Source organism: Streptomyces goshikiensis (genome assembly GCF_014650555.1).
Lineage (GTDB): Bacteria > Actinomycetota > Actinomycetes > Streptomycetales > Streptomycetaceae > Streptomyces > Streptomyces goshikiensis.
The window spans coordinates 190,153-204,477 of sequence record NZ_BMVE01000014.1 but is presented as its reverse complement, the minus strand read 5'-3'; the positions used below and the strand labels follow the sequence as shown (position 1 = coordinate 204,477).

The following is a 14,325-nucleotide window of genomic DNA, read 5'->3' as shown; positions in this document are numbered from 1 at the left end:
CGGCGCCTTCGGCGCCTTGCCCCTCCGCTTCGCTCCAGGGCAATGGACCGCTTCGCTGTGCTCAGCGGGAGGGCGCTTCGCGCCCTCGGGGCCGGCCCTTCGAGCCGGGGTCCTGCGCTTCGCTCCGGACTGGTTCGGTGGTTCCGCTTCGCTCCACCACCCGAACGGCCGGCTGCGCAGGCCTGGGTGACCCCGTTTCACGGGGTCAGAGCCTACGGCCCATTACACCGGCCGAGGCCCCTCCCCGTAAATCACGCCGCGAACGATCTCATTCCGTGCCCATGCTCCCTACAACCTGGAGCCCCTCGACCCCGGCGGTCTTGACCGGCTTATCCTCGTCGTCCCGCACCATGTCATACGCGGTCTCGTGCCCGATCGCAGTCCACTCCCCGAGCAGCTCCTCGACTGCGTGCGCTGTTCCGGTCATCGTCAACGCAGCCCCAGCAAGGGCGAGAGTCGTACAGACACGCTTGATCTTGTTCATGCATTGCCAACGATCTCAACCCACAGGGGTCACCCGACTCTCAGCATCGGAAGGTGCGTACGCGAGTCGCACACCTGGGCCGACACCGTAGGCCAACCGGGCACGAACGGCATGGCCTCATCGATTTGATGCAGCATGTACCAATGGCGGATCCTAACGACACCCCCAGAGCACTCGAAAGACGCCATAGACCCCCGTTTCACGGGGTCCCAGGCCTTTCGGTCTGTTGGGCGGGCCCCCTCCGGCTCGGCGTTGGCTCGGCTTCGCCGAGCCAACGCCGGCCTTCGACCGGGTCCTGCGGTTAGCTCCGGACAGGGGTGGACTGATGAAGCGTCATCACCGCTCTACACACGTGGCGCCTTTGGATCGTAGACGGGGCGAGGTGCAGACGGGTCCCTATTGAGAAGGGCCTCAGCTACCCCGGGGTTCATGGGATACAGCTTATAGAGCGTGTACGGGTAATCCCCTTGGGCCCTTGCCTGGATGAGCTTGGCGACCCTGACGGAGGAAATCTTGCCGATGAGGGATTCTCCGACGAAGGGAGTGTCAGCGGTGAACACTTTGCTGTCGCCGCCGCCGTTGGCGGCAGTGTAGACAGTGACCACGTAATCAGGGTTGATACGAAGGGACATGACCGTGTCGTTGCCGACGACGTTATCCGAGTAGTCCAGGTTGTATGCGCCTTCGGTCAGGACTGCGGTGCTACCGCCGAAGTCCCGCCGCTCGAACAGTTGGGCGGCACCTTCGATGAGGGGCATGCCAAACCTCCAATTCGGTCGGCTCACTGCCGACCCGGACCGGGACCTGCCCATGACACCCCGTCATCAAACTGCGACTCCGAGTGAATCCGGGCCGACAAGGAAACCCCGGCATGTCCCCACCAGAGACCAGTCCCACAGATCGGCGCCCTCACCCCGCCACACCCCCACCGCCAAATCCATGCATCAAAATAGAGTCCAGCTAGAGAATGGAACACGCGCCGCCTACCAAAAGGCCCGCACAGTATCTATATAGATTGATAGACCGGCTTCCAGAAAGCCGGTACAGAACCCGTACCAACTGGCCCCACACGGCCCTGACCTGCTGAAATCCGGCCCGAACCGCCCCCAATACGAGGAATGATGGAGGACATGGGACACACCATGGTCATCGCTGTACCCCCCGCCGACCTCGACCGCCTCGACGCCCTCGTCACCGCACAGAAAACCGCCGAAACCCGATGGCAGGCCGCCGCCGAGCAGCACGCGGGAGTGCTCGAACTGCGGGGCGCAGCCCTGCGAGAGGCCCGCGCGCGGATCCGCGCTGAGCGGGAGCGGCTGCGGGAGACCGGCACGCACCGAGTCACCCGGGCACGGGCCCTGGCATCCGCGCTCCGTACGGAACTCAAGACCCGCGGGCTCCTGCGGAAGTGGGAGCCCATCCCCGAGAGAGCGCAGCAGGCCGGCCAGAACCTTGGCGGCACCGGCCCGCACGCAGGCGCCGGATACACCGCGCGCCTGTGCGTCACCCTGCCCGACACCCTCGCCGTCCCGCTGCTACGCGGGGTGTACTGGACCAACCTCCCCCACGTCCAAGCCCTCGAAGCATGGGCCGACCGATGGGGAACAGACGCGGCCAGCCGGCGGACAGCCCCGACCGAAGCCCTCGACGAACGCGCCCAGGCCGCCGCACAGATCACCACCACCGGGACGGTCCTCCGCGCCGCCCTCCACCACACCATCAACCAACAGCCGGTACCTGACGGGCCGCCACTGTCATCGGAATGAGAGATTCCACTGTCATCCCGGTGAAAAGCCACTGCCAGGACAATGACCGTATGACCGAACGTCGCGCCCTGGGCGCCGGCCCCCGCCCCACAACACCCGCCGTCCAGCCCGAGGGCAGCCGCCGGACCCGCCTCGCCGCCGAGACGGCCGAGGCACCCCGTACGCCCGCGGAGGCACCTCCTGCGGTACTCCGCCCGTCCGGCCGACGCCAGCTCGGAACCGGCACCGACACCGCCACGCGCTGACCTTCCGCCACCAGCGCCGGAGCGTCGCCTGTCTGAAGCGGCCCGGTGCTACTGCTGCCCCCAGAGCGCTCTGGGCACCGGGCCTCACCCACGCACGCCATATCGGCACGGGCTACCGTCGACCCTAGCCCGACGCGGCCCCCTGGCCCCCGGCCCCTTCCCCGACCAGAGACCGCACACCGCGCTCTGAGAACGGTTCAAGCAGCCCTACAAGGACAGGGACAGCAGTGTCTCGCCAGGCGGCCATCCTCGTTCCCGGCGGGACTGACGGGACTGAAAACCGCGATTGCGTTCACCGGCGCGGGTGGCCGCGGCCGGCAGGCGGATACGGGGGGGCCCGGGACCTCAGCGACGCCGTGGCCCACGATCCGCTCGAACTCCGAGAGCCCGCCCGGTTGGAGGAAAGCCACCCCGCCACGCTCACCTGCGGCGGACCAGCACCTCCCCACCGGTCCGTCTCCGGCTGCCGGGCTATGCCATCGACACCTCCGGCGCATCGCAGGCCATCCGGTATCAGCCGCCGCGCCGAAAAGTGTCGTTGTCCGGTGACAGTGCGTCATGCCACGCTCTGGCCAGGTCGGCAGCTAGCCGATCGGCAAGGAGAAGGACATGCCCGAGATCACGCCTGCGGCCAAGGGCCCGGTACCGGTCAAGCTGCCGACCGGCACACACGAACCCGCACCGACCCCGGCATCCGAGGTCAAGCCCGAAGACATTGCCGCGCTCTCGCTCGAATACCGGGACGGAGTGCCCGTCCTCGTCGCCGCCAGCGGGGCCCGCATCCCCGCCCACATCGAGGTCGTCGACGGCGAAGGAAACCCCGCGGCCGCCTACACCGCAGGCACCACAACCCCCACCACCACACGCCTCTACCACGCACTCGAAGGCTACTACCTCCACCAACACGACGAGTGAGCCGATCCCCGGCACGATGACCCGCACCTGACCGCCAGCAGCCAAGACACCCCGGGCGAGGCCCCGCAACAGAGGCCCATCGCTCGACAAGCGGCCAAGGTGCACGGGCGTTCAGTTCGGGATGATGGTGCGCGCCGCTGAGACGCAGGCCGCGGGACTCGCTCCGGTATCCGGCGTGCCGATGCGGACGGGAGGCCTCCCTGCCGGCGGCTGCCGCCGGCAGGGAGGGCTTGCGTCTGCGGCAGGGGTCAGTGGCGGTACATCACGTACAGCTTGCTGTCGTGCGAGGCGGCGGCCGGTGCGTCCATCGGCTTGGCTGCTCCCGGGTTCACCTTCTGGAAGCCGCTCCAGGCGCCGTTGAAAGTGCTGGCCTGCAGGGCGCCGTCGGTGCTGCGGATGAAGAGCCACATCTTGCCGTCATGCACGGTGAGCGCCGGGGACCAGTTGGTGGGGTCGGAGGCGACGTTGCCCCGGCGCTGCCACTGGCGAGGGTGTCCCTGTGAGGTGCCGGCGTGCAGCTTGCTGTCCATTCCGGAGGCGATTTTCCAGGTGTCGGCGTTGTAGGTGGCCATCGCGACGGCGGCACCTACATGCCATTCGAGGACGTCATCGTGGGGCGAGCTCCAGCTGGTGCCGTTGTGGGTGTTGAGGAAGAGGCTCTGGTCGCCGCTGACGTGGACCATCCACACCTGGTCCCGGACGGTGGCCAGGGTGGGCCCGTAATTCGAGCCGTAGCCCGAGAGCTTCGAGGCCGGGACCCAGCCGCCCGCCTTGGTGTAGGTCCGCCAGTACAGTCCTTTGTCCTGTCCGGTGACGGCGTAGTACAGCTTGCCGTGGCCCACGGCCAGGGCCGGGGCGTACAGGGTGGCGTCGCCGCCGAGCCGTTCGGGTTTGCTCCAGACGGGGCTGCCGCCACCGACGCCCACGGGAGCCTCCAGACGGGTCCACATGACCACCTTGTCGGCCGGGCGCACGAACAGGGCGTGCAGCACACCGTTGTAGGAGGCCAGGGCGGGGGGCGTCATGGACTCGAAGTCCAGGGCGATCGGTGCGCCCCAGGTACCGCCGTTCCACACCGCGTAGCGCAGGGTGCCGACGGGGAAGGGCACCGGGTCACCGGCGTACTTCACCTTCAGCTCGTGGTGGCCGTCACCATTGAAGTGCCACGTGGTCTGGCCGTAGTGCGCCAGGACGGCCAGATCCTGCTGATCCAGCCCGATGGTGCGCTGGCAGGAGAGGTCGTCGTAGTTGCGGAAGGCCTCCATGATGAAGAGGAACATCTTGCCGACCTCGAAGGCCATCCCGACCCACAGGGGGACGAAGCCGAGGAAGTTGTCGATCATCATGAAGCGGTCGATGGCGGCGGCCGCGTCGTTGAGGGCCTTGACCAGTGCGTCCCACCAGTCGTCGCTGCTCTGGTCGGCTTCCCAGCAGTGGATCGACAGCCCGAGGTACCCGCTGGACTGCCCGTCGAAGAGAACCTTCTTGGAGGAGGAGAAGGAGCGGGTCTGGCCCGCCTTGACCCCTCCGAACTCCTCCGAGATGAACGGACGGCCCGTGCCGCCGCCGGCAGCCGCGGCGGCGGTCCAGTAGATCTCGTCCTTGCTCGCACCCGCGTCCCCGACAGCGCGGCGCACGTAGAAGCTCTCCATCTCCAGGCGCAGCCGGAACGACGCCGCCTGGGGGCTGCCGCCCCCATCGGCGCCCGCCTCGGCCGGCTCCTCCTGCGCCTGCCCGCCGTCTTCCGCGTTAGCGGCGGCGGCCTGGGACGCGGAGGGGCGGGCGAACGCGGTGACCGCGAAACCGGTCTCCCGCATCGCCTCGACGAAGACCGGGTCCTCCCCCTGCCCCGCCGCGGCCACCCGCGGATCCACAATCTGCACGTTCGGAGCGGCCAGAGCCTCGGCGACGACGTTGTTCACGTCCTGGCGCAGGTTCGCCAGCGTGTAGCCCTGGGCCACCGGGCGGCGGGTGATCGTCTCCGGCACCACCGGCAGCCGGCCGCCCTGGCCGGTCACCGCCTCCCGGTACACCCTGCCCCACTGCTGTGCCTCCGCATCGGGGACCACCGTCCGCAAGGCACCCAGCAGCAACTGCTCCAGATCGGTGGGCGCATGCCCCTGCCGCACCCGGTCCGCACCGTGCAGCATCGCCCCCAACAGCACATTGCCGTACTCGATGCCTCCCAGTGCCCGCCCCACACGGTCCTTCGAACGCGCCCCCGACAACAGCGCCCGCAACCGCTCCAGCCGCTCCGGCTCCGTCGTCTTCACCCGGTCAGACACCCTCACTCCTCCCGACGCCCATCCCGCGGCCAACAGCCCCGAGGACTCCAGACGCTAGGCCCATCAACCCAACCGAAGACGACGGAAACGACCATCCAGCCACAAAGAGGGCCAGAAACGCCTCCTTGCCCGAACACCCACATTTATGAACCAGCACGAGCTACCGGACGACCAACGCACTCCTGGCCCAGGGCACCACCCGTCCGGGGCCGCACCCACGCCCGACACCGCCCCGCACACGCACAGCCGCCCGCCGAACGGCCAGGCAATCACCCTCCACAGCACGGCCAACGGGACTGACGGGACTGAAATCCGCGATTGCGTTCACCGGCGCGGGTAACCGTGGCCCGGCGGCGGGTACTCCCGGCCCGCAACCCCGGCGACGCCGTGGAACACGATCCGCTCGAACTCCGAGAGCCCGCCCACTCCCCCGGTACGGGCCCCGGCGACCACGGCTATCGCCTTCAGCAGCCGCGCCGACCGTTCCCCGTCCGGCCGCCCGCCCCGGCCATACGCCCCACACCCCGAGGAGACCTCCTGTGATCCTCACGGCCGCCCCGCACGCTGACCTCCGCACCAGGTCCGGGCATAGCAGCTTCACAGCACGGCAGGACCGCCGCACGCTCCCCGGAGAAGATGGAGCAGCTGTTCCGGGTCGGGATGAGGGTCAGGAGCGCGAGGCGGGGACCAGCTTCCACTTGCGTGCGTCGATGTCCGAGGGCATGCCCTCGACCGAGGCGTGGAGGTAGTACTCTCGCTGATCCTGGCCCTTGTCGTGGCAGATCAGGAACCCCTGCGGGGTCATGCGCCAGCTCGTCTTGCCGTCGACGCCGGTGCCCTGCAGCTCGGCGGGCAGGGAACTGCCCGAGCGGCCGGTCGGGGCCAGCATGTCCAACCCGCCGAGATCCTCCATGCCATTGAACGGGTCGAGGGGATCCGGCCCGTCTGCCTAGCCGGACGGCTTCTTCTGCCCGGCATCGGCGAACTTGTCCGTGGACGTCAGCAGAGCGGCGTCCCGCTCATCCCTGTCCCTGCCGCCGACCCCGATGCGCAGGGCGAACCGGCCGTAGGGGTCGAACTTGACCCGGTGGGTCAGGACGTTCACCGGCTTGCCCCAGGAGTCCTTCGAGGTGTCGAAGTACCACATCTGGAAACCGGCGCCCGCATCGGCGGTCGGCTTCTCCAGACGCAGGCGCGGGCGCTGCGTCTCGGTGTAGACGATCTCGTCCCCCGCCCTGTTGGTGTGCGAGGCCAGCACACTGACATCACCGGCCTCGGCCGACAGACACAGGCCCGACGCCTCGTGCACGATCAGGAACTCGCCCTAAGAACCCTTCGGCCATGCCACATCTCCTCTATCCCGGTCTGCAACGCAACGGGGCCCTCAACAGCCCCGCCGTACGGTGCAACGAGGAAACGCGCCGCCCCGTCACGCACCGTCGGGCCCGGCCCTCAGGGCCCGCCAGCCCCTGGCGCGCACAAGGCCGAAAGCGGGCCGGGGCGCCTCCTCTCCCGCCTGCCCGAGGCACCCACACCGCCCCCGAGGACGACCGCCCGCCCGCCAGGCACCCGTCGAGAACGGACGAATGGCCGCGGTCAGCCGGGCTTCCCTCCAGAGCGACCTCGCGAACGCGCTGGAAGCCAACAAGCGCCTCACCGCCCGCATCCGGCAACTGGAGAAGCGCCTGTCATCCCGGCTCGGCGAAAGCGTCTGGGCGGAATCCGGGCTCGGAGCCCCAGTCGCCATCGACCAGCTCCAACGGCAAATCGCCCCGCTCGAACAGGACCTCGCCGAGAAGCAGGGCGAACTCGACGAGCGAACGGAGGAGCTGGAGGCGGCACGGGCCGCAAACCGAGAACTGACCCGGGCGCTCAACCAGCCCAACAGCCACTCATAACTCGTTTCAGGACTTGTCCTCGAGCACGGCCGTGACGAGTTGCTCGTCGACCCGGCCGTCGCTGGAGATGGAGTCGATGAGCCCGGGAAGCGTCTCGCTGAGTTCCCGGGCGACGTCCTGCTTGTCTCGACCTTGCGCCTCGGCGAACTCCGCCAGGGCTTCCTCACCGATGGCATTGGTGAGCTCATCTGGGCTGACCGGCTCATTAGGGCCCTCGGCTAGCCAGGACGAAACCTGCGGCAGGCTCTCTGCCAGCCGCTCCACCGTAACGGTCATCTGCCCGGCGCGAACGAACTCGAACGAAGTGAAGTCGAGGCCACCCGCAAGCCAGATCTGGCCCGAGCTCGGCGTGTCCCAGGCGCGAGACGTGGAGTGGAGTTTTGCGTCTTCTGCAGTCACAAGACCAACCGTTCCTGTTCGGGGGGACAAGCGACCGCCATCCTGGCGGATGGGACCCTACGAAATCCCTCCGGCTTCAGTTCCAGCCAGGACAAGGCGGAAAACTCACTCCGATCAACCAATCCCAACCCATGGACAACTCACCCAACCGAGCGATAGCACCACACCTGCCGGGCACTGAACACGGCGGAAGAGCGCGAGGCCCTCGCCGCGCGGCGCCGCCCGCCGGCCGAGCCGCCCGCATGGCTGATCGAGCACGGTATCGGGGCGGGCCGGCTGCCGATCCGCGTCCACGCCGGGACCTGCTGGGACACCCGAAAGCGCTGCGCCCCCATCAGTACCGACCAGGCGCGCCGTGCGCTGGCCGAGGGGATACCGGCCTGCCCGCACTGCCGGCCCGACACCGCCCTCGGGATGCCGGAGTGAGCGCCTGGCGGCACGGTGGAGGAAGCCGACCACCTGGGCGCGACTGCTGCCCGAGCAGCAGGAGCGGCTGACCGCGCTGGGCGTGGAACCCGCCCAGGCGCCGCATCCGGCTCCGGCGGCCAGCCGTGCGGCGAAGGGGCCGAGCAAGGCGCAGCAGGCGTTCCAGCTGGGCTTGGAAGCCCTCACACAGTGGGTCGAGCGGGAAGGCGCCCACCGGCCGGTCCCGAGGGTCCACGGGGAGGAGATCGCAGTCGAGGGTCAGGCGCAGCCGATGGTCGTGAAGCTGGGTGTGTGGGTCTCCAACACCAAGAGCCGGCGGGACAAGCTCACCGCCGACCAGCTCGCCGCCCTCGCGAAGCTCGGCGTGGACTGGGTATGAAGTGGCGTGCAAGGAGCCTGTGGGCTACCGAGGGTGATCGCGCAGAAGCTACTCTTCCCCTCTGTGGGTCAGGGGGGTGCATGCGATACGAACAGCGTGCCTACGCTCATGTGAAATTCCTTGAGCTGATGGCGGAGCTATACGAGAACGAGTTCGAGGACTTCTTTCACCGGTTGATGGTCTCCAGGTACCCGGACTTTCTCGATGTGCGCACGGCTGGGAACAAGGGCGACATGTCGGCCGACGGGCTCATGCTGCACTCGCGGCGGCTCTACGCCTGCTACGCACCACAGACGGTGAAGCCCTACAAGATCCGTGAGAAGTTCAAGGATGACCTCGCCGGAGCCATCGCGAAGCGCAGCGGGCAGTTCGACACCTTCGTCTTCGTTCACAACGATCGCCGTGGGGTCCATCCAGAGGTGTCAGGCTTGCTGTCCAAGGCCGCCTCCGACACGCCCTCCCTGCAGTTCGAGCAGATGGGGGTAAGGCGGCTGTGGCAGGAGTGCACGCGGCTCGACCTGCTGACCGCTGAGGACGTACTGCGATGTGAAATCCCGATCAAGGAACTAGCCTTCGGTATCGGCATGGACGATCTGGAACCACTCCTGAAACATCTTCAAGAGCGCCGCCGGGAACCCGATCCGCTCATGCCGTTGCCTGACGTGCCGATCGAGAAGCTGGATTTCAACCGGATCGAGGGCGAGGAGCGGGAGGACCTTCTGCGCGGTATGCGTCAAAGCCATCTCGTCGACGCCTTCTACGAAGGCACGATGCGCGAGCTGGAACATGACGAGGTAGCGGAGGGCTTCCGTGTCCACTACCAGCAGATGCGCAGTGAATGGCCGGACCCGGAAGACGTGCTGTGGCAGCTCCGTATGTACATCCTGGGTAATGTTCAGCCGCGGCCCAAGGTGCTGCGTGCGGCGCTGGTAGTCCTCGCCCACTTCTTCGAGCGTTGCGACATCTTCGAGGCACCTCCGGTCGGCTGGCAGCCCGGGTTGGACATGTCCGCGTGATCACCCCGACCAAGGGCATCTCTCCCGACCGCTGTCTGCTGGCCATCGGCGCGCAGATTCTCCTGCAACTGGATGAGCCGCGGACCATCAGCCAGGCGTGGTCTCGCCTGAAGGGCTGGCGGGCCGAGCACGCCCATATCTCACCGGTATCGTTCGGCTGGTTCGTCCTGGCTCTGGATGTGCTCTACACCATGGGTGCGGTGGAGCTGGTCCAGGACGTCCTCGTTGCTAGGAGTACGGATGCTGCGCCGTCTGAGCGCTGACGACCCCAGGTTCAAGACCGTGACTTTCACCAGGGGGCTAAATCTGCTGGTGGCCGACAAGACGGCGGCGTCATCCGATACCGACAGCCGTAACAGCGCGGGCAAATCCAGTGTCATCGAGCTCATCCACTTCCTGCTCGGGTCTCGGGCCTCAACGAAGTCGTTGGCGATGAACAAGGCGTTGCGCGGCATCACCTTCGGTCTCGACATGGACTGGCCTGGCCTGGAGCAGCCCTTGGAAGTTCGTAGGAGCGGGGGCCGGAACAAAGTCGTGGCGCTGAGCCAGGACCTGTTCGAGCTGACCTCGGACCGCCTCTTCCCCGACGCCAGCGGTGTCGAGCTCTCCGTCGATCAGTGGAACCGTGCCATCGAACGGGATCTGTTCGGTCTACGCGGCGACCACTCCGGTGTCAGCGGTCGCACCTTGCTGTCGTTCCTGGCACGACGCGCATCCTCACACGCCTTCAACGAGCCCACTCGCACATTCGCTCAGCAGTCTGCTGCAGAAGCATCCACCAACTTGGCCTATCTGCTGGGACTGGACTGGCAGCTCGTCAATGGCTACCGGGAGCTCGCGGCCCGCAAAGCGACCCGCTCGCAGTTGCAGAAGGCCGTCAATGACCCCGTCTGGGGACGCATTGTCGGGTCTACCGCCGATCTACGAGGACAGATCACCCTCGCAGAGGCGCAGGTGGAACGACTTCGCGGCCAGGTCAGCGCGTTCCAAGTCGTCCCCCAGTACGAGCGTCTCAAAGACCGTGCGGACCAGGTAAGCCGCCGGATCAAGCAGCTGGCCCAGGAGGATGTGCTCGACCAGCACAACCTGGAAGAGCTCCAGGCTGCCGTGACCGAGACCACCGACGCGGACGTCGAATATCTGGAGCCGGCGTACCGCGAACTGGGGGTCATCCTCAACGACCAGGTCCGGCGCCGGTTCGAGGACGTCAAGGCATTTCACCACTCCGTCGTCCGCAACCGCCGGCGGTTCCTGGAGGAGGAGATCAGAGAACTCACCGAGCGGCTCGCCGTGCGCCGGGAGGAGCGCGCCCGCCTGGGGGAGGATCAGGCGCGGCTGCTGCGGGAACTCGCGGACGGAGGCGCGCTGGGGGCTCTGACCGCCCTCCAGACGGCTCTGGGGCGTGAAGAGGCTGCTCTGGGCGCCCTGCGTCACCGTTTCGAGGCAGCCCAGACGCTGGAGGCGAGTGCCCGGCAGATCACCGCGAAGAGCGTGGAACTGCAGCAAGCGGTGGACATGGACCTCGAGGAACGTCGTCGGCAGACTGACGAAGCAATCCTGCTCTTCTCCCAGTACGCGCAACGGCTGTACGGGGAAGGCCGCGAGGCATACCTCGCCATCCAGGCAGGCCGCAGCAGCCTCACCATCACTCCCAGGATTGACAGCGATGACAGCCGCGGTATAGCCAGCATGGTCATCTTCTGCTTCGACCTCACCCTCGCCGTTCTCGCTCACCGCCACGGACGCGGCCCAGACTTCCTCATCCACGACAGCCACCTCTACGACGGAGTGGATGAACGCCAGATCGCCAAGGCGCTGGCCCTCGCCGCAGCGGTGACCGCGGAGGAAGAGATGCAGTACATCGTCACCATCAACACCGACAGCCTCAGCGTCGCCTCACAGCGCGGATTCGACCCCGAACCCTTCATTCGCAGCCCCCGTCTCACAGACGAACACGAGACCGGCGGACTCTTCGGCTTCCGGTTCAAGACCGCTGCAAGGCCATGAGCGTCTCACTGCACGAAGACGCTGCTGCCAGCGAGTCGAGCTTCTTCGCGCAACGACCCGGGGACCCGTGACAGCCACCGGGACCTCGCGCGTGTCGGTGCAACACGGGATGCAACAGCGGTCTGGAAACTCCAGTCGACCTAAAGCACCAGGTCAGGAGCGCAATGCGTCTCGGGGTTGCACCGCGCTGTTGCAACGCTAGACCGGGCCGCCCCCGCCAGCCGCGCCAACCATCCAAGAACCCGCCGAGGACGCGGCGCTGCTGTTCCTCGCGTGCGATCTGCTGCGCGAGGACGTCGCGGTCGATGTACGGGGCGACGGCGGCGAGCACCAGGCGCCGGAGCTCGTCCGGCTCCAGCGCCTCCACCTCCCACTGGACCGGGCGCTCGATGTCGAAGCCGTAGCGGCGGGCGAAGGCCGGCCACCTCGGATCGCCGCGCTTGCCCTCCGTCGCCGGGAGCCCGTACGCGCGCACCTGCTCGCAGGTGAGCAGCACCTGGGTCACCGAGCTCCAGCAGCCCGTCCGCTCCACCCAGTCCCGCTCGATGTCCTCACCCGAGCAGTCGAAATCACCGACCACGGCAAGGTGGGCTTCGCGTTGCTCGTGGGCGACACGGTCGCGGACGACGTCGGCGTAGGACTGGGAGCTGCAGCCTCGGACGACGAGCACGGGGATGCCCGCGAACTCAAGCCAGCCGGTCAGCTGCTGCCGCAGGGTGTCCTTCTGCGCCTCGACGTACAGGGCGTGCTCCTGGCCCGCCGTGCGGTCCAGACGGAACCAGGCGGGCAGCTCGGCAACGAACGCGTCCGCGTCCGGCCAGGCCGGCGGAACGTGGACTTCGCGGACGGTGTCGATCAGGTCGGGGAAGCGGCCCTCCCCGCCGGGCCTGGGCCAGCCGCGCGGACAGCCGCCGGTACATCGGCGGCGTGTGCGGCAGCACGCCCTCGGCCGCGAGCCGGTACATCACCTGTCGCAACGTGACCTTGAGCGGCGCGTACCCGTCCACGATCTCCCTTGCTCGTTCCACGACGAGGGGCCACCGGATCCGTTCACGCGCCATACCGGTACATGTACCCCTGCACGCCGCCGCTGGCTCCCGGACACGGGACAGACCTCTTCGTCCGGCTATCGCGGACAAAGAGGTGTCGTTTTCCGGAGGGGGCTTGCCCACGGGCTCTGACCTGCACGAATGGAAGATCACCAGATTCGGGGGGTCCCACTCACGGTCACACCTGCGGTCCCCCGCCTAGGACAACCGTGCAGACACCTCTCCAGCCCCCTTCCGGTGCAACCTCCTGCGGGTGGGGGTGCGCCCGGCGGCCCTCCCTGCCGGGGAGGCTTGCCCAGGTGCACTGAACGGGTGGAGGCCGGGCCTGTGGCGTGCCTGAGCCGCCGCCCGCTCGTGGAAGACGGCCTCCCTCGTAGTCGGCGCCGCGCGGCGTGAGGCCGGGGCGAAGACGAACAGCACCGGCGGGAACGGCCGCTCCCGGGACGGGCCGGCGTAGGTCTCCTGCCACTGGCTGCGCCGGGCACGGGCGGCATTGCCGCGGCCGGACGCCGGGGCGTTGCGGTAGGCGTGCCCGCCCAGATGGTGCGCACGGCCCGCCAGTCCACCAAGGGGCGGATGACCGGCGGCAGCGCCAGGTCCTGCGCCGATTCCCTGTCAGGTCGACGTGTTGAGATTTCGTGGCGTACGGGATGGGTTGGTTCGAAGACTCTCCAACGAAGATCACGTACCGCTACGATCCGATCACAGGCCGGGCGTGCCCGAATGTCGGAACTGACCAGGAGCCATTGATGTCCAACTCGAACGACGCGATCTCCCTTGCCCAGACCACCGAGGGCGCGCTGAAGGAGGTCACGAACAACCTCCAGAGGATTCGCGCGGCCAACGTGCGGTCCTGGGTCGGCACAGACGCCAACGAGCCGCTCACCTCGGATGAGGTGGTGACGGTCCTCGGAGAGGAGCAGCTTGCCGAGGTCGCCGGGAAGACCGGGGCCGACAGCGGAGCACTGGCGGACTTCGTGGCAGAGCAGCTGCCGGTGCTGATCGACCGGATCTCCCCGGACGGGCAGATCACCACCGACCCCGCGGTACTCGACCAGGCGTTCACCGACTTCGAGAACAAGGCCCCGTTCACCGTGCCCACCGCCCGGATCGGGCTGGCCGCGGTGCGACCCGCCGAGTTCATCATCCTGCAGTTCACGCAGGAGGTAGGCCAGGCGTAGAGGCAGCAGCACGAGCCGCGGGAGGGTGTGAACAGGCGCGCCCATGGCAGCCGGCCATCCTCCCGATTGGCACCTGACGGCAGCAGCTTGGTCACCTCACGACAGCCATGATCACTGCGGCTGCCCGGCATGAGCTGGAAACACCGACCCCGTCCTGGCTGACGCCCACCCAGTGCCACCGCCGCACCCATTCACAAGGGGGTGGGCGGGGCAGCCACGAACACCTCCAAGGGGCGGGTCCCTTTGCGCCATCGCGGCGATTCCCGGCCGTTGTG

General features: G+C 67.8%; 16 protein-coding genes and 1 pseudogene. 10 read left to right on the top strand and 7 right to left on the bottom strand.

The features are described 5' to 3' along the window. Positions 1 to 268: 268 nt before the first annotated feature. Together IE248_RS31185 and IE248_RS31180 are read right to left on the bottom strand one after the other, a co-directional pair. A complete protein-coding gene (locus tag IE248_RS31185; protein WP_190032371.1) occupies positions 269 to 484 on the bottom strand; it encodes a hypothetical protein in 216 nt (71 codons plus the stop codon). 344 nt (positions 485 to 828) lie between these two features. Continuing rightward, positions 829 to 1,242, bottom strand: a complete 414-nt coding sequence (locus IE248_RS31180) for a hypothetical protein (RefSeq protein WP_190032370.1) — start codon at positions 1,240 to 1,242, stop codon at positions 829 to 831. Positions 1,243 to 1,614: 372 nt separating this feature from the next. On the opposite strand from IE248_RS31180, the gene IE248_RS31175 reads away from it, so the two are divergent. The 3 genes from IE248_RS31175 (at position 1,615) to IE248_RS31165 (ending at position 3,410) form a co-directional block, all read left to right on the top strand. Then, positions 1,615 to 2,250, top strand: coding sequence for a hypothetical protein (locus tag IE248_RS31175; protein ID WP_190032369.1), 636 nt, complete (start codon positions 1,615 to 1,617; stop codon positions 2,248 to 2,250). Between the two features lie 50 nt (positions 2,251 to 2,300). Further along, a complete protein-coding gene (locus tag IE248_RS31170; protein WP_190032368.1) occupies positions 2,301 to 2,495 on the top strand; it encodes a hypothetical protein in 195 nt (64 codons plus the stop codon). A 609-nt stretch (positions 2,496 to 3,104) separates the two neighbouring features. Continuing rightward, positions 3,105 to 3,410, top strand: coding sequence for a hypothetical protein (locus IE248_RS31165; protein ID WP_190032367.1), 306 nt, complete (start codon positions 3,105 to 3,107; stop codon positions 3,408 to 3,410). Between the two features lie 248 nt (positions 3,411 to 3,658). On the opposite strand, the gene IE248_RS31160 is transcribed toward IE248_RS31165, so the two are convergent. The 3 genes from IE248_RS31160 to IE248_RS31150 all read right to left on the bottom strand — a co-directional run bounded on the left by IE248_RS31160 (position 3,659) and on the right by IE248_RS31150 (position 7,004). After that, the gene (locus IE248_RS31160) at positions 3,659 to 5,695 is read right to left on the bottom strand and encodes a hypothetical protein (RefSeq protein ID WP_190032366.1); all 2,037 of its coding nucleotides are present in this window, start codon (positions 5,693 to 5,695) and stop codon (positions 3,659 to 3,661) included. 667 nt (positions 5,696 to 6,362) lie between these two features. Then, entirely contained in the window at positions 6,363 to 6,608 is a 246-nt protein-coding gene (locus IE248_RS31155) for a hypothetical protein (RefSeq protein ID WP_190032365.1), read from the bottom strand. Between the two features lie 36 nt (positions 6,609 to 6,644). Continuing rightward, positions 6,645 to 7,004 carry a hypothetical protein gene (locus IE248_RS31150; RefSeq protein WP_190032364.1) on the bottom strand — a complete coding sequence of 120 codons (360 nt, stop codon included), beginning with the start codon at positions 7,002 to 7,004 and terminating at the stop codon, positions 6,645 to 6,647. A 277-nt stretch (positions 7,005 to 7,281) separates the two neighbouring features. Between IE248_RS31150 and IE248_RS31145 the strand changes: the two genes are divergently transcribed. Next, entirely contained in the window at positions 7,282 to 7,593 is a 312-nt protein-coding gene (locus IE248_RS31145; RefSeq protein ID WP_190032363.1) for a hypothetical protein, read from the top strand. A 6-nt stretch (positions 7,594 to 7,599) separates the two neighbouring features. On the opposite strand, the gene IE248_RS31140 is transcribed toward IE248_RS31145, so the two are convergent. After that, positions 7,600 to 7,992, bottom strand: a complete 393-nt coding sequence (locus IE248_RS31140; protein ID WP_190032362.1) for a YidB family protein — start codon at positions 7,990 to 7,992, stop codon at positions 7,600 to 7,602. Positions 7,993 to 8,169: 177 nt separating this feature from the next. Between IE248_RS31140 and IE248_RS38480 the strand changes: the two genes are divergently transcribed. The 5 genes and pseudogenes from IE248_RS38480 to IE248_RS31120 all read left to right on the top strand — a co-directional run bounded on the left by IE248_RS38480 (position 8,170) and on the right by IE248_RS31120 (position 11,820). Further along, positions 8,170 to 8,418, top strand: a complete 249-nt coding sequence (locus IE248_RS38480) for a DUF6233 domain-containing protein (RefSeq protein WP_308438198.1) — start codon at positions 8,170 to 8,172, stop codon at positions 8,416 to 8,418. 25 nt (positions 8,419 to 8,443) lie between these two features. Continuing rightward, a pseudogene (locus tag IE248_RS31135) lies at positions 8,444 to 8,797 on the top strand (helicase associated domain-containing protein); the annotation flags it as partial. Between the two features lie 80 nt (positions 8,798 to 8,877). Continuing rightward, a complete protein-coding gene (locus tag IE248_RS31130; protein ID WP_190032360.1) occupies positions 8,878 to 9,813 on the top strand; it encodes an ABC-three component system protein in 936 nt (311 codons plus the stop codon). Continuing rightward, positions 9,810 to 10,076: an ABC-three component system middle component 6 gene (locus IE248_RS31125; RefSeq protein WP_190032359.1), complete on the top strand. Its 267-nt coding sequence runs from the start codon at positions 9,810 to 9,812 to the stop codon at positions 10,074 to 10,076. Before IE248_RS31130 ends, IE248_RS31125 begins: the two co-directional genes overlap by 4 nt. After that, positions 10,054 to 11,820 carry an ABC-three component system protein gene (locus IE248_RS31120; RefSeq protein WP_190032358.1) on the top strand — a complete coding sequence of 589 codons (1,767 nt, stop codon included), beginning with the start codon at positions 10,054 to 10,056 and terminating at the stop codon, positions 11,818 to 11,820. The genes IE248_RS31125 and IE248_RS31120 overlap by 23 nt, the downstream gene beginning before the upstream one ends. On the opposite strand, the gene IE248_RS37790 is transcribed toward IE248_RS31120, so the two are convergent. Continuing rightward, entirely contained in the window at positions 11,798 to 12,490 is a 693-nt protein-coding gene (locus IE248_RS37790) for a hypothetical protein (protein ID WP_229895648.1), read from the bottom strand. The genes IE248_RS31120 and IE248_RS37790 overlap by 23 nt on opposite strands. A gap of 1,128 nt (positions 12,491 to 13,618) precedes the next feature. Here IE248_RS37790 and IE248_RS31110 point away from each other — a divergent pair. Further along, positions 13,619 to 14,050, top strand: a complete 432-nt coding sequence (locus IE248_RS31110; protein WP_190032357.1) for a YidB family protein — start codon at positions 13,619 to 13,621, stop codon at positions 14,048 to 14,050. Positions 14,051 to 14,325 lie beyond the last annotated feature (275 nt).

Bases quoted from the DNA above. Each gene is read 5' to 3' on its own strand.
- IE248_RS31185 (WP_190032371.1), bottom strand. From the start codon at position 484: ATGAACAAGATCAAGCGTGTCTGTACGACTCTCGCCCTTGCTGGGGCT.
- IE248_RS31180 (WP_190032370.1), bottom strand. From the start codon at position 1,242: ATGCCCCTCATCGAAGGTGCCGCCCAACTGTTCGAGCGGCGGGACTTC.
- IE248_RS31175 (WP_190032369.1), top strand. From the start codon at position 1,615: ATGGGACACACCATGGTCATCGCTGTACCCCCCGCCGACCTCGACCGC.
- IE248_RS31170 (WP_190032368.1), top strand. From the start codon at position 2,301: ATGACCGAACGTCGCGCCCTGGGCGCCGGCCCCCGCCCCACAACACCC.
- IE248_RS31165 (WP_190032367.1), top strand. From the start codon at position 3,105: ATGCCCGAGATCACGCCTGCGGCCAAGGGCCCGGTACCGGTCAAGCTG.
- IE248_RS31155 (WP_190032365.1), bottom strand. From the start codon at position 6,608: ATGGAGGATCTCGGCGGGTTGGACATGCTGGCCCCGACCGGCCGCTCG.
- IE248_RS31145 (WP_190032363.1), top strand. From the start codon at position 7,282: ATGGCCGCGGTCAGCCGGGCTTCCCTCCAGAGCGACCTCGCGAACGCG.
- IE248_RS31130 (WP_190032360.1), top strand. From the start codon at position 8,878: ATGCGATACGAACAGCGTGCCTACGCTCATGTGAAATTCCTTGAGCTG.
- IE248_RS31120 (WP_190032358.1), top strand. From the start codon at position 10,054: ATGCTGCGCCGTCTGAGCGCTGACGACCCCAGGTTCAAGACCGTGACT.
- IE248_RS31110 (WP_190032357.1), top strand. From the start codon at position 13,619: ATGTCCAACTCGAACGACGCGATCTCCCTTGCCCAGACCACCGAGGGC.